Source organism: Phormidium sp. CCY1219, from assembly GCF_055795085.1.
This window is the reverse complement of the sequence record NZ_JAYFEQ010000264.1, coordinates 1-13902: the sequence shown is the minus strand read 5'-3', so window position 1 is coordinate 13902 and position 13902 is coordinate 1. Positions and strand designations below refer to the sequence as shown.

At 51.2% G+C, this 13902-nt stretch carries 13 protein-coding genes; 5 read left to right on the top strand and 8 right to left on the bottom strand.

Going from position 1 to position 13902, the window contains the following annotated elements:
- Positions 1-196: 196 nt before the first annotated feature.
- Positions 197-826, bottom strand: coding sequence for a L,D-transpeptidase (locus AC0QH1_RS03345; protein ID WP_324629423.1), 630 nt, complete (start codon positions 824-826; stop codon positions 197-199).
- Between the two features lie 312 nt (positions 827-1138).
- On the opposite strand from AC0QH1_RS03345, the gene AC0QH1_RS03340 reads away from it, so the two are divergent.
- Positions 1139-1738, top strand: a complete 600-nt coding sequence (locus tag AC0QH1_RS03340; protein ID WP_324629421.1) for a hypothetical protein — start codon at positions 1139-1141, stop codon at positions 1736-1738.
- Between the two features lie 169 nt (positions 1739-1907).
- On the opposite strand, the gene AC0QH1_RS03335 is transcribed toward AC0QH1_RS03340, so the two are convergent.
- The 3 genes from AC0QH1_RS03335 to AC0QH1_RS03325 all read right to left on the bottom strand — a co-directional run bounded on the left by AC0QH1_RS03335 (position 1908) and on the right by AC0QH1_RS03325 (position 4506).
- Positions 1908-3398, bottom strand: a complete 1491-nt coding sequence (locus tag AC0QH1_RS03335; RefSeq protein WP_324629419.1) for a hypothetical protein — start codon at positions 3396-3398, stop codon at positions 1908-1910.
- Positions 3399-3539: 141 nt separating this feature from the next.
- The gene (locus tag AC0QH1_RS03330) at positions 3540-3728 is read right to left on the bottom strand and encodes a hypothetical protein (protein ID WP_442957272.1); all 189 of its coding nucleotides are present in this window, start codon (positions 3726-3728) and stop codon (positions 3540-3542) included.
- The gene (locus AC0QH1_RS03325) at positions 3697-4506 is read right to left on the bottom strand and encodes a M48 family metallopeptidase (protein ID WP_442957271.1); all 810 of its coding nucleotides are present in this window, start codon (positions 4504-4506) and stop codon (positions 3697-3699) included. Before AC0QH1_RS03325 ends, AC0QH1_RS03330 begins: the two co-directional genes overlap by 32 nt.
- Before the next feature lie 296 nt (positions 4507-4802).
- Here AC0QH1_RS03325 and AC0QH1_RS03320 point away from each other — a divergent pair, with 296 nt between their 5' ends.
- Together AC0QH1_RS03320 and AC0QH1_RS03315 are read left to right on the top strand one after the other, a co-directional pair.
- A complete protein-coding gene (locus AC0QH1_RS03320; protein ID WP_324629418.1) occupies positions 4803-4958 on the top strand; it encodes a hypothetical protein in 156 nt (51 codons plus the stop codon).
- A gap of 98 nt (positions 4959-5056) precedes the next feature.
- The gene (locus AC0QH1_RS03315) at positions 5057-5929 is read left to right on the top strand and encodes a hypothetical protein (protein ID WP_442957273.1); all 873 of its coding nucleotides are present in this window, start codon (positions 5057-5059) and stop codon (positions 5927-5929) included.
- A 301-nt stretch (positions 5930-6230) separates the two neighbouring features.
- On the opposite strand, the gene AC0QH1_RS03310 is transcribed toward AC0QH1_RS03315, so the two are convergent.
- The 4 genes from AC0QH1_RS03310 to AC0QH1_RS03295 form a co-directional block, all read right to left on the bottom strand.
- Complete coding sequence (locus tag AC0QH1_RS03310; RefSeq protein WP_324629416.1) at positions 6231-7322, bottom strand: hypothetical protein; 1092 nt, start codon at positions 7320-7322, stop codon at positions 6231-6233.
- A 325-nt stretch (positions 7323-7647) separates the two neighbouring features.
- Entirely contained in the window at positions 7648-8715 is a 1068-nt protein-coding gene (locus tag AC0QH1_RS03305) for a flagellar basal body-associated FliL family protein (protein WP_324629414.1), read from the bottom strand.
- Between the two features lie 679 nt (positions 8716-9394).
- The gene (locus AC0QH1_RS03300; RefSeq protein WP_324629413.1) at positions 9395-9598 is read right to left on the bottom strand and encodes a hypothetical protein; all 204 of its coding nucleotides are present in this window, start codon (positions 9596-9598) and stop codon (positions 9395-9397) included.
- A 377-nt stretch (positions 9599-9975) separates the two neighbouring features.
- Positions 9976-10626 carry a hypothetical protein gene (locus AC0QH1_RS03295; RefSeq protein ID WP_324629412.1) on the bottom strand — a complete coding sequence of 217 codons (651 nt, stop codon included), beginning with the start codon at positions 10624-10626 and terminating at the stop codon, positions 9976-9978.
- A 320-nt stretch (positions 10627-10946) separates the two neighbouring features.
- Between AC0QH1_RS03295 and AC0QH1_RS03290 the strand changes: the two genes are divergently transcribed.
- Together AC0QH1_RS03290 and AC0QH1_RS03285 are read left to right on the top strand one after the other, a co-directional pair.
- Positions 10947-12536, top strand: a complete 1590-nt coding sequence (locus AC0QH1_RS03290; RefSeq protein ID WP_324629411.1) for a glycoside hydrolase family 57 protein — start codon at positions 10947-10949, stop codon at positions 12534-12536.
- A 253-nt stretch (positions 12537-12789) separates the two neighbouring features.
- On the top strand, positions 12790-13902 hold a 1113-nt coding region (locus tag AC0QH1_RS03285; protein WP_324629410.1), incomplete at its 3' end, for a hypothetical protein.

The window sequence follows — 13902 nt, the reverse complement described above, 5'->3', positions numbered from 1 at the left end:
CCACAAACCACCAATGACCAATGACCAATGACTAATGACAATTTACCACAAACCACCAATGACCAATGACCAATGACAATTGACCAACGACCAACGACCAGCCGTCTGTGGTCTAGCTTACACTTTTTCCCTTAAAATCAAAAAGAAGTGTGACGTTTTTAGTAACTCACACTTCTTTGTTCTTTTTTGTGACTCACTAAGGTTCCACCGTCACTGGGGTTCCGATGTCTACCTGGGAATACAATGCTAAAATATCTTGATTTCGCATTCGGATACAGCCGTGGGACACTGCTTGTCCCACCAATTCCTCATTCGGCGTACCGTGAAAACCAATAAAATCTCTTCCATCGGTCCAAAACCCGATCCAGCGCGCCCCTAACGGATTATTCGGTCCGGGATAGACGATCTCGCCGGTCCAGGGGTGTTCCCAAATCGGATCGCGCTGCATTTGCATGACTTCAAACGAGCCAGTAGGCGTTTCCCAACCTGCCTTTCCCACGGCGATCGGATAGCTGGTTTGTAAGCGATCGTTGCGATAAAGATAGACTCGGCGCTCGCTCAACCGAATTACTAAATGGGTTTGTAGCGGCGTCTGACCCGGATAGAGTTGCTCAAAGGGAATAAATTTGGAATAATCTCCCAAAGGAGGCAATTCCGGTTCCGGAATCGGCACCCATTCAAACTCCGAAGTCCCCAAATTGCTCGCTGATACCTCAGTAGAGCTTGAATTCTCTGCCCAAGCTGGCTTTGACCCATAGCTGAACAGGAACACCGTACTCAAGCTTAGCAGAATAAACCGTTTCGATAGAAAATCTCCTCGCACCATTCGTTTATTTCTAATTCCTAACAAACTCTTAATACTAATTTAAAGAAAAACTGGTAAGATTGTATCTGAACTCTGCAAAGAGTGCCACTTTTTTGCAGGAATTGTATTGACTCTCGAACCGTTTCGAGCTGGGTAAGGGCTGTTACAAAAATCACCTATATCTTTCGGTAGATTACAGCCAGAACCCAGGACGGTTAGTCTAAGGACAATGTTTCATTCAAAAATATCAACGTTGGTAAATCTAGACTAACCGGGAAAACTTTTTTGTCTCCCTCGAAATTTTGAAGTGAGGATCTAATGCGGATTAAAAATATGAAACTCTTAACAGGCGCAATGCTATCGGTGCTACTCTCCTTGGTTGCCGGGTATCCGGCATTAGCGCAGACCCAGGTGGAAACGCGAGACAAGCAATCCATCGCCCAAGCGCGTCCCAACGAGACTATCCGAGGCACCATTCAACGGATTGGTGCCAACAATCAAGTGGTGCTGCGTCTTCCCAACGGCGAGACCCAAGTGGTAGAAATCGACGAAATCGACCGAGAGCGGCTGGGCTTGCTTCCCGGAATGGAAATTATGGTAACGTTGGATGACACCGGCTTGCAAGCTGAAGAAGTCACCGTCATGGAACCCACCGATGAGGTCACCACCACCAGCACTTCCACCACCACCACCACCACCACCCCCACCACTCCAACTAGCACCCGAGTGGTACGTATCACCGGGGATGTGATTTCCTGCGAAGGCACCATTTTGCAATTGCGACTACCCGACGGCAGTATCAGAAATTACGTCGTCACCCCGGATGTCTGCACCACAGCCGTGATTGTTCCGGGAAACCGGGTGGAACTGGATGTGGACGAGAGCAATAATGTAGTCTCTAACGTTCAGCAGCCCGTGAGAGCGCTCTGGTAATCGCGCCTTAGCGTAAGGCTAAAGTCCCGAAGAATCGGGATGCCATCGGTGGGGGTGGCATCCCGATTGTTAATTCGCAACAAACAATCAACCATTGAGGATTGACAACTGCAGAGGAAATAGGTTTAGAATCACCAATCTGGGAGAAAAAATTCCCCTTGCGGGGAGCCTACTGCTGACGAGTGGGCCAGGGAATGTTAGGATCCGCCGCCAGTTGGCGAGCCACTGCAGCGGCTCCATACCGATTGAGATGGCTGGGGTCTTGAAAATAGTCATTGCGAGTCAGGGAAGCGATCGCAGATAAATCCCGCCAGAGAAAAGCGCGTACGCTCGCCGCGCGCATATATTGGCGAAACTGCTGCTCGCGAAGGCTGCGGGTGGGATCCAGGTAATCCTGAGTCACGGGCAGATTGACCACCACCAAAGGAATCTGGCGAGATTGGGCGAAAGCCGCCACTGCATTCAACGCCGATCCTTGAGAGCCGCCAAGCTGAAAATTGGCATAATCGCGGTCGTAGCGACCGGCTACTCGCGGATTTTGCCGATAGTAACTCGCCGGATTAAAGCGAGTAGAGACCGGGAAAAACCCATTAGCGTCAATCGCCTTACCCACTGCACTCATCTGCCTGGGGGCGGCAGCGATCGCCTGAGAAACATCAGCCCCCGTGGTGGTTTCTGGCGATCGCATCACCGTGAACTGATGCCCTTCGCACCGGGAATTCATGCGCCGAACGATCGCCGGATGAAGACGCAGGGGAAGCTTCCCCTCCGGTGTCTCGCCTACCTTACGCCACAGCTCCGCCAACCCCGAACAATCGGGCGAGTCACTCACCGGCTGGAGAAATGCTGACCCCTGGGGATATTCCACCAAAGAGGCAGTGGAGTTTGCAGAAGTTAAACTCGGACGAATCCCAGAAGCCAAACGCTGGTAGCCCGGAGAACGGCGAATCTCATTGTAGGTGCGATCGCTTCGTCCGTTATTAAACGCCCGCACCCCATCCGCCCACAGAATCATGCGCGGCAAATGCTGGGGACTTAACAATTGCTGCAATTGAAAATTCACCACTTGAGCCGTGGCACCATTCACGCCAAAATTAAAAATTTTCAGCCCCCCTTTGCCCCTAGCTCCCAACGCCTGCTGCAGCACTGTGGGATCCACACCCTGCAACGCCCGCGAACTGCCGACAATCAGCACATCCGGGCGACCGATCGCCGCAATGTACGACAAATACAATCCCAATTGCTCGTCAAGCACATCGCTATTAAACGTCGGATAAGAAAGCCGAGAACTCACCGTCGCTTTTTGTTGGGCATAAGCCAGATAGCGCATGTATTCCGCCACCTTTTTCTGAGCAAAAGCCCGTCGCGGACTCGAGGGCGGCACCGACTGCATCCAGTAAATTGCCTGCAGCCATTGTTTCGACACCTCATCCCAGTCTGCCGGCGTTTGTGCCGATTGAACCAACGAAGACGCCCGGGTGGCGTACTTGATACCCTCCGCAAACGGATCCGACACCTGAGCTACAGGGGATTGAGCCACTGCAGGACTGGTGCCAAACGAATCGCTTCCCTGGGGTGAAATCCCAGTGGAACAGCCCGTCGCCAAGGCAAGTAAGGCGATCGCGGAGAAAACCGATGGAAAAATATGGGCTATTGGCATAATCGCTATCGAATAATACTCCGGTAGGGAGTCCCTGAGTTAGCCAAAATCAAAATTGACTGGGGGCTAGCTGCCCCGATTGAACAACCGATTCCTATGATACAGATGCTTCGACAAAACGCCGTCCCCCTTTCTCGTCTTTTATTGACCCTTGATGCGGTTGATTTCTCTTTGTAACTGTTCGATTTGACGCTGCAATGCTTCCACCTCCTCCGCATCCGAGGACGATGGCACCTCCTCTACCGACTCTTCTGCCGACGATCGCCGATAGTGACCGGCTTTGATATCTCGATACTCTTCAGAATTCGCCCACTGCTGCAAGTAAGTCACCCGTTCCACCGCTTTCCGGATGGGTCAAAAATACCCCTTGCGAAAGATTGTTATAGAGAAAAAACTTATAAACTTGATTGAGTCCATCTTCATCCAGTTGTTCGTAGCGCTCTGCTTGGCTGACGAATTCCTCCAGACTGCATTCCCGAGCGTAACGCGAAGACCCCCCCGCCATATGCATCATCGTCCGCATCACCGTTTCTAAATCATCCATCACCAATAAAGCGGCGCGATCGGCAGATAATTCCGCTTTTCGCAACCATTCATAAAACGCCATAATCAATCCCGTACTCAGAACGCGGCTCAAGCCTAAAGTCAAATCCGCAAGGGAAAAAATCGCCGTAATCGCCCAACTCGCCATCTGAATTAACCGCGTGTGACCGCATTTGATATGTCCGAGTTCGTGGGCGATTACCGCGCGGATTTCCCGTTCGCTCAGCACGTCGATTAACCCGGTGTTTAAGACCATATACGGCAGGTCTTGCCCCAAGGCATAGGCATTGACTAACGGCGTTTGGGAGACAAATAAAGTCGGTTCGGGAGAAATGTCTAAATCTCGCACGCATTCGCGAAAAATTCCGTGCAGGGTGGAATACTGACGCGGACTGACTTGGATGCTATTGCCCATCAAATAGACGTACTGCGGACGCTCCACCAGGAATTCTACAAATTTGCGGGCAACCAGATCGAATCCGGGCACGTTTCGTAACGCTTGCTCGGCACCGACGTCGAGGGGATGGCGAAAGGCTTCGCTAGAAATTCCAGTATAGGTAGGCATGTTGAGTGTTCGCGATCTTAAGAGGATTTGACTGAATTGGTTCGTTACCGACGGCAGATGTGGATCTACCATTACTTGGCGCAACCTAATTAATTATGGCTAATCTTAGATGGCGTAAGCTCCGCCCTGTTTCGGGTGGGTTTGCCATCCATTTTGCCACAACGTTCCCGGTTGACTCTCAACTCGGTGATTTAACATCAGATGGTTCTATAATTCTCTCGTTACGCTGTGATTTCTCAGCGCGGGTGGTGCGATCGCTCGTTTGCTCGTTTTATCCTGGTTCGAGCGCAGGGCAGATGATAAGTACAACTAATTCCAACGCGGCGACAGGATGGAGCGCCGAAAAAATCTCGCGATCGTTTTGCCTTGCAGTGACGCTTAACAGGGGCTTAAGTCCCACCGGATTGCAGATAAGGGGGCGATCGCAATCGGCGCGATCGGTCCTGACTTAAACGGGGTACTCTGACAAAAAAACTGATACGCTATATCTCTAAATGTAAATTATTACCGCTAGATAGAGTTGACTAATCATCAATTGCTGAACCAAAGCATGGTACATCCGATGGATGATATCGCCAGTCAAGCTCGCCAGGGCAGTGTTTCGGCGATTATTCAAGTCCTTAACCACAAACTGGCTTCTTCTGGTGTCAGAACCCGCGCTGTCTTGGCTGATGGCGTCTTGCAACTGTTATGCGAAGCCCCTAGTGTCGAGCGCCTGGAGCAAGATCCCTTGGTCGATCGGATCCGCGACATTCTCGAATCCCTCGCACCGCGCAATATTCGTCGAGTAAAAATCAACTCTCGACTGGTTCGCGAACAGCAGTTGCTCTGGTTTGACGAAATTAATCGCGATCCGCAAAATCAACTTCTCTGGTCACAACAAATTACGCTCAAAAAGCCGAATATTATTCAACAGCTCATTTTCGATCTCAAAACTCGTCCAAAATCTCGGACTAACCCCGCCTTCCCCAAACCCTCCTCTTCCCGTCAAGTGCGCGAGTCGCGCCAATTCCGCCGAGGAATCGTCCGTGGAGTTGGCGTCAGCTTGCTGGTGGTGGGGGTTGGATTTGGTCTTTATAATTGGTCTTTTTTCCAATCGTTATTCGGATCGCAGCACAGTGCTGTTAACTCTCCCCAAACCGGAGAAGCTGGTGCCTCACCCGCACCAGACCCCAGGGAAGAATTTTTTGCACAAGCAGTGCGCCTTGCCGAACAAGCTTCTGCAGAAGGAAAGGTGGCGAAAACTTCTGCCGAATGGTTGGCGATCGCCGCTAAGTGGCAACAAGCATCCGAGTTGATGGCTTCGGTTCCTTCGGATCATCCCCGTTACAAAACGGCTCAGAATCGCACGGCGCTCTATCTGCAAAACAGCGAAACGGCTCAAGCTCAAGCACAAAGAATCCGCAAGGAAAACGAATCGTAAAAGCGTTGATGAGATCTATAGAGGAGATGGCGAGGCAGGAGAGATGTTTTAGCGAAGGCTTGTTCTTCCACACTGCCTCGCCGATATCTGTTGCGATCGCTCGCTCTTTTTTCTCTAAACCGCTCTCGGGATATCGAAGCTTTGAGCAGATGAAGCACTCGGCGGAGTATTCTGGTAAGCAGATCGAATGCCGATTTGGCTCGGAAAATTTTTTATGGCGAGGCTTGCATGGGGTTCACCCCTGATGAGTGCTCTTGCAAAATTACTGCGATCGCTGCCGTTTGCTCCTCCTATTTTCACGTTAGCTTAACGATCCAAGTAGGGTTTCGAGACATAGTTTGACTACCCAAAACAAACCGATTAAATTGACGCCCACCGCCAGTAAAATAGTTAGGTATCCAAACAAGGTTAACGAGATTTCATATCGGTCGGCGGCCATCCACCGCCCGGATTCGATATCAATAAACTTAGACAGTTCTTCTTCTATAAACTTGCGCGCTAACTTTGAATGCGAAAAATAAATTCGCAATTTCAATCCGTTTTTTCGATGGATAATCAATCCCTTTTTGGTCGCCACTATTTGGGAAATTTTATTAAAATTTAAAGCAAAACGTTTAAAGGGTTTGCTGGAAAATTCTGGAAAGACAAAACAAGAAAGATGTCGTTTTGTAAGCACTAAAAAAGCTAGTTCTCCTTGATATCGCACGCCGATCGCGGAGAAAATCTCTCCTTTGGCAGGGGGAAACTCCACCAAGGCTTTGGCAAGTTTAGGAATAGCCACGTAATAATCTAATCCCCATTTTCCCCGAGGGGGGAGCATGACGCGATCGCGCAGTAATTCCTCATAATGTTGTGCGGTAAAACTGGAGGATAAATCTGTCGAGGTGGATTCTGGTGTTTCCTCCACCACAGTAGAACGAGAAGTTTTCTGATTCTGCGCTTTTCGGGACTTGAGGCGAGTGGTTGGTGCGGCGGTGGAAACCGCTTTTCCCGGGGATTTAGAGGGAGTGGTTGTGGGGGATGGGTTGGGGGAGGTGTCAAGGCGATCGCTTCCCGTAGCAATTTCCCCAATCGGTGTTGCCCGCCCGTTCGAGTGAGGGGCGAGTTTGAATTCTTTTAACCAAGCCGGGGTGCGGTTGCCGGTTTTAATCCCATACACTTTTAAAGAGGAAATTGATGTCAGCTCTAAAGCGAGCGTTCCTTGATAAATAAAGTCAGCCAAGACTTTTTTATTGGGAACCTTGTTGGGCGCGCAGAGGATCACCTTCAAACACCCTTGCTTGAGGGAGACTTTTGTCGAGATCCCTTTAGGTCGCAAGGAGCGATCGATTAAAGCGGCGATCGCGTTTGGGCGACCCTGTTTAGCGAGTTCCAAAAGCTCAGTTTCGGTCATGGCTGGTCCTGGGAAATCATACGAAGCTGGCGCATCACTCTAAGGATAGCGTTAACCCGAACGCTAAACACAGAAAGTTCCTTCGCGACTCTCCCCATCCCTGAGTGATTTTGAGATCGATTGTCAGGGCGCAAGGGGTTAGCAGCCGATGAGATCGAGACAGATCCCCCCCTTCTGCGAGGGATTCGAGGCAACAGTGCGGCAGGTGGACAATTTCCACCCCACAATCCGAACGGCAAAGTTGGGGATCCTCTAGGAACCACCGTTTGCTGCCCCTAGGGATTGTGGGGCACCTGAGTTGGCTAGAACAACTGCGCGATCGGCATTACTGAACCGCAGCAGCCGCGTTTTGCTCGGCAATATTCGCATTTTGCTGATACTGCTCCACTCGAGGTTGCGCTTGTTCGTAATTCGGGCTGGTTTGCGCCACTTGCGCCATCAGATCGCTAGCTTGCTGCCACAGATCTGCCACCTGGTTCCACTCTGACTGAGTTGCCGCAGTTTGGGCGAGATTCGCCGCTTCCGTCGCTTTTCGGACTGCTTCGGCAAAGGGATCTGCCGCCGGGGCGGGAGATTCCGCCGTGGGTGATTCCGGGGCAGGAGATTGTGCCGTGGGTGATTCCGGGGCGGGAGATTCCGCCGTGGGTGATTCCGGGGCGGGTGATTGTGCCGTGGGTGATTCCGGGGTGGGAGATTGTACGGGGGTCGGTTCGCTCGTCCCTTGTGATTTCATAAAGAACCAGTATGCCCCACCGCCCCCTGCCAACACCACTAAGATCGCCAGAGGTACCAGGACAAAGAGTTTTTTCCCATCGGATTTTTTGTCCTGAGTCGAGTCCTCGGGGATCTCCTCGTCTTCTAGCTCGTAGTCTTCGTCATCGAATTCATCCTCCTCTAAATCCGGTTCTGCCATCATCTCGTCGTCATCGCCCACGAGCATTTCCTCGTCATCGGCAAAATCCTCATCATCGCCTACGAGCATTTCCTCATCATCGCCCACGAGCATTTCTTCATCATCAGCGATGAGCATTTCCTGGTCATCGCCGATGAGCATTTCCTCATCTTCATCGATAGTGGGTTCGGGGAAAGGCTCTAATTCAACTTCTTCCTGCCAAGCCGGCTGACGTTCCCCCAGTTGACGTCCGTAGATTTTCAGAGTCGGAAGCGAGTCAATCCCCAACTCGCTGAGTCCCTTTTTGATAAAGGGAACTAATGCCGTGCGATCGGGAACTTCTGCCGCTTCGAGTAATAGCAGCAAAGAGCCGTCTTTGAGAACCGCTTTTGCCGTTATCCCTTGGGATTGGATCGCATGGTTAACCACGGCGGCGATCGCCTCGGGTTGGCCTTGTTTGGCCAGTTCTTTTTGGTGCGTCGGTGCATTAAATAGAGGCATGGGAAAGGGTGCGTAAATCTAAAAATAATTTTACTGTTGAGAATACCCACCTCCAACCCTTTTCTCGTTCGGTCGAGCTAGAGCATTCAACCTGAAATCTCTATCGGGTTAAAGGTTCGCGAGGCGATCGGCGGTCGATCGCTCATCAGGGGGTCTGTGAATAGCTCCCAGGTGGGCGGTTGAGGAGAATTCTCTCTCTAGAATTATTGTACGCGCTCTCCTCGTGCTGTGTTGGACGATGGAAAACTTAACCTGCCCGGGGAACTGTCTGGCCACCCGAGAGCGATATTGAACAATACCACTTTACCTAAACCCGCGATTCATCTCGCGCGCTACCCGAATGGGCGATCGCGCAGATGAATCGCGCTAGCCAATTGTTGTATTTTATGGTAAATTTATTTCATAACTCTTAATAAAGAAAAAGTCCTGTTCGTTGGCGTTGGGCTTGACTCTATCTGCGTAGGGGGGTGCAGTCCCGAACCGCTGGTATCGAACCAGCAAACGCCTCTGGAGAGTGCCACCCCTGCGCGATAAGTGAGAACTCCTCGAGTAAGTTGGCTCCTTGAAGGAGGAACCCCGCACCGAAGCGATCGGGGTCACTGTCGGGAGAATGTCAGATAAAAGCACGACAAAACTTGTCGTGCTTTTATGTTGGGTGTCCCTGCTTCACGAATCAGATCTAATCTACAACTCGCAATAATCCGCTACGCAGTGCGTCAAATACGCGGTCGATGAGTACCTGCTCTCGGGGGGTGAGCGCATTCTTGGATAACAGGGTTTTCATAAACATTTGTTGATCGGCGCGAGTGATGCGATGAGTGGTAAAAATCCGATCCACAATTTTTTCGATATTGGATTCCGATAGATGCACGGGAGCAGTCATAGGTGTCAAAAATGCTATCAACTACAATCCATTCAATATGGAGCTTTTTTGGTTGAGCCGATGTTACGTCGATCGCCAGCGACCCATATAATGCTTGAAAAATTGAGGCCATCATCGGCGCTTTGGGTGTCCCTGGCGGGCGGTCTGACCGGGCTGAAGTTCCAGCGCCCAGAGCCAACCTGGTGGAGAATGCAGGGGAATTTTACTGGGAACAGGCTGTCGGCTCGCCACCCGAAGGAGCGCTGCTTAAGTTTATTGTTCCCCTTTTCCTGCCGCATAGCGCAAAAATTGCCCCGAATGGCACGCGCAACCTAGATTTGGCTTCGATCGCCAGGTTTTTGGCAAGGGCAGGCGATCGCGCGAAGTTAACCCGAGAGTTAATTCGGACGGGAGACCACCGCTTGGGCGCGACTTTCCAATTGGCGGGCGATCTCCGCAATCTCCACCAAGGGTCGTTCCCCCTCACGATAGAGTACGAAAATAAACGCCCCCATTTCGTCTTGGCGGAACGCCAAAATCTCTAACTGTGCCATTAACCCTTCCAGATTCACCGGCAAGCGCACCCCACCTGCGGCATCGCCAATCCTCTTGACATCTAAAGGTTCGGCAGGATCTTCGGGCGTGTCCATTTCTTCGGCAATTAAAGTTCGCAGCACTTGGGGATCGCGCAGAATTTCATCAAATTTCTCCTGCTGTTGCTGGGTTTGCAGGAGGGTGGTAATCCCCATAATCAGTTGAAAGCGTTGCTGCGCGACGAAGGCAAAGACGTTTTCCACATCAATATCGTCTCGCGCCAGTTCTTCCTTGAGTTCGGCTAACTCGGAGGCGGGCATCGCCGTAAAACCCTCAGGAAGATCGGACAACTGGATGGTTACGTCTGACCATTGGCTCGTTTGTGCCAAAAGCTCAGTTGCGATCGCAACCCTCGCTTCAGGGGTCTGTGGTTCGATCTCGGCGGTTGCGCTGACGGTACCCGTCATGGCACCCAAAAACAAACACAATAGGCCAAAAGTGGCGGTTTTTAGCATGGATCGATCGTCCTTTTCATTGTTTATCGAACGGTTTTCATTTCACATCGGCACAACTCGGTCCTGGTGGGTTTTTCTTTTATGGTAGACGCTCACGGATCCGTAAAGTGCCACCCATCGGAATCGCCAGCCTCTTGCTCGAAGTGCAATCCCCGCCGAGGCGAAACCCCAAACCGGTGCAGCAACAGAAAAGCGCGAGAATTTGCAAGGCAGGGAGCAGCAACAATCTGTAACGACCCGGTTTGATTTTAAAATCTAAAAATACTGTAAACTTTCCCCAAGCCTCCCTCAATTTTATCTATTACCCAGAAATCGTACCTATGGCTATTGGCTACGTTGCTCTCGTCCTGCACGCCCATCTTCCGTTTGTCCGACACCCGGAAAGCGATTATGTATTAGAAGAAGAATGGCTCTATGAAGCCATCACCGAAACCTACATTCCTTTACTGCGAGTATTCGAAGGATTAAAGCGCGATGGGATCGATTTTAAAATCACCATGAGCATGACCCCTCCGCTGGTGTCCATGTTGCGCGATCCTCTGCTTCAAGAGCGCTACGAGGAACACTTGGCTAAACTCGAGGAACTCATCGAACTCGAAATCGAGCATAACCAACACTATGGCCATATCCGTTACCTGGCGGAACACTACGCCTCTGAGTTCAATACCGCTCGCGAAATCTGGGAACGCTACGATGGCGATTTGGTCAACGCTTTCAAACAATTCCAAGACTCTAACAATCTCGAAATCATTACCTGCGGAGCGACCCACGGCTATTTGCCTTTGATGAAAATGTACCCGCAGGCAGTGTGGGCGCAAATTCAGGTTGCCTGCGAACACTACGAGCAAAACTTTGGCCGTCCTCCTAAAGGCATTTGGATCCCAGAATGCGCCTACTATGAAGGCTTAGAACGAATGCTCGCTGATGCGGGTGTGCGGTATTTCCTCACGGACGGTCACGGCATTCTTTACGCTCGTCCTCGTCCTCGCTTCGGTACCTATGCCCCGATTTTTACCGAGTGCGGCGTGGGGGTCTTCGGTCGCGACCACGAATCTTCTCAGCAGGTTTGGTCGTCTGAGGTGGGTTATCCTGGGGATCCAGAATATCGCGAGTTTTACAAGGATTTGGGTTGGGAAGCGGAATACGAGTATATCAAACCGTACATCATGCCCAACGGCCAGCGCAAAAATATCGGGATCAAATACCACAAGATTACCGGGCGCGGTCTGGATCTAGGGGAAAAAGCGCTCTATGACCCCTATTGGGCAAGGGAAAAGGCGGCTGAACATGCCGGGAATTTTATGTTCAATCGCGAAACCCAAGTGCATCACTTGCACGGAATCATGCAGCGCCCACCCATTATTGTCTCTCCTTACGATGCTGAGTTGTTCGGTCACTGGTGGTATGAAGGCCCGTGGTTTATCGATTATCTGTTCCGCAAGTCTTGGTATGACCAAAATACCTATGAGATGACCCACTTGGCAGATTATCTGCGCGGGCATCCAACTCAGCAGGTCTGCCGTCCTTCTCAGTCAAGCTGGGGTTACAAGGGATTCCACGAGTATTGGCTCAATGAAACGAATGCTTGGATTTACCCCCACCTGCACAAAGCTACGGAACGGATGATCGAGCTGAGTAAGCGCGAACCGGCTGATGAGCTGGAGTGGCGGGCGCTCAACCAAGCGGCGCGCGAACTGCTGCTGGCTCAGTCTTCGGATTGGGCGTTTATTATGCGAACGGGAACGATGGTGCCCTATGCAGTACGCCGCACCCGATCGCATCTGATGCGCTTTCACAAGCTCAATGAAGATCTCCACCAGGGCAAAATCGATTCGGGTTGGTTGGAAAAGGTCGAAGCGATCGACAATATCTTCCCGAAAGTTAACTATCGCGTCTATCGTCCTTTATAATTCACTCTCCCTGCAGAGGCTGGGCGTTCGGGAATAGGGGCGATCGCCTCTTGTTCCTTTCCACTCATTCCACCTGTGTTCCCCTCTTGTCTACCTTGCCTCAAGAGGGGAAATTTTTTTCCCTACCCTCGATCCCTTTCTCGAGGGAAATCCAATTACAATAATCGTGAAAACCTCCTCATGCAAGCCAGTCATCACTACTGTTAGGCTTGGCTTCACGTGCGCTGGACTGTAGAACTAAGCTCAACTTACAATGGTGGATTTCACTGAGGGGGGTGATGATTTTCCCTGTCCTTGCTGTGGCGTAACGCTACAGTTCTATGCCCGCTGGGGCAAGCGAGAGTGTCCTCGTTGCGGATGGAAAGCGTCGCTTTTCCAAACCACTGAGCAGACGATCGAACCTTCTGAGGCTATGCATCTGCATTACTCTGGTGGCGGGGGTCTGTCCAAAGCTGCAGTGCAGGTTACATGCTCCCATTGTCACACCGCTGTTGTCTTTGAACCGCCAACGGTGCTAACTCAATGTCCCTGTTGTCGCTCGGCGATCGCTACTCCACCTCAAACCCCTTCCCCCGGTGTCTGTCCCACGGGCATTGTTCCGTTTGCTCTCGACGCTGAAACCGCCACTGCATGCATTCAACGCTGGATTGCCAAACTGCCTGTTTCTCTAACTCCCCGGGTCAAATTAAGCCAATTGCAACGGCTCCAAGGGGTTTATTTACCGTTCTGGATTTTCGACGCCTACACGATCGCTCAGTATCGGGGCGATCGCGCGGATTACCAGGCGATCGCTCAAACCCACACGGAAATTAATGATTGGGGCGAGGCGGAACGAAAAACTCGTTACATCAGGCGCAAGCAATGGTCTGGGCGTTCCGGGCAGGTGAGTCGCTTTTTTGATGAGGTGCCGATCGCGGCGACCCCTTTCATCCCCCCTCACCAATTGGAAAATCTGGAATTCTCTCGCCTCCTGGAGTCCTGGCGTCCTTACGATCCGGCGTATCTCCAAGGCTATGTCACCCTAGCATCTCGTTTGCTGCCTCAAGCCGCTCTTGAAACGGCTAAAGACTTGATGGCATCTACTCTTCACGCAGATGCCATTCGTCAGATGGGCGGTGACGAACAACGCCTCGAACACCTTTCTCTGCGTTACCCTGCCTTGAGTTTTAAGCAGGTGTTGCTACCGGTTTGGTTGGGGACTTATCGCGATCGCCATCAGGTCTATCGGGTCTTGGTCAATGGTCGTACCGGCGCGATTGTCGGTGATGTCCCAAATCATTCACTCAAGCTTACAGATACATTTAACCCGGAAAAATCTAGCAATTGCTGGAAGTTTCTGAGTATGGCACAATCTGGAATGAAATTA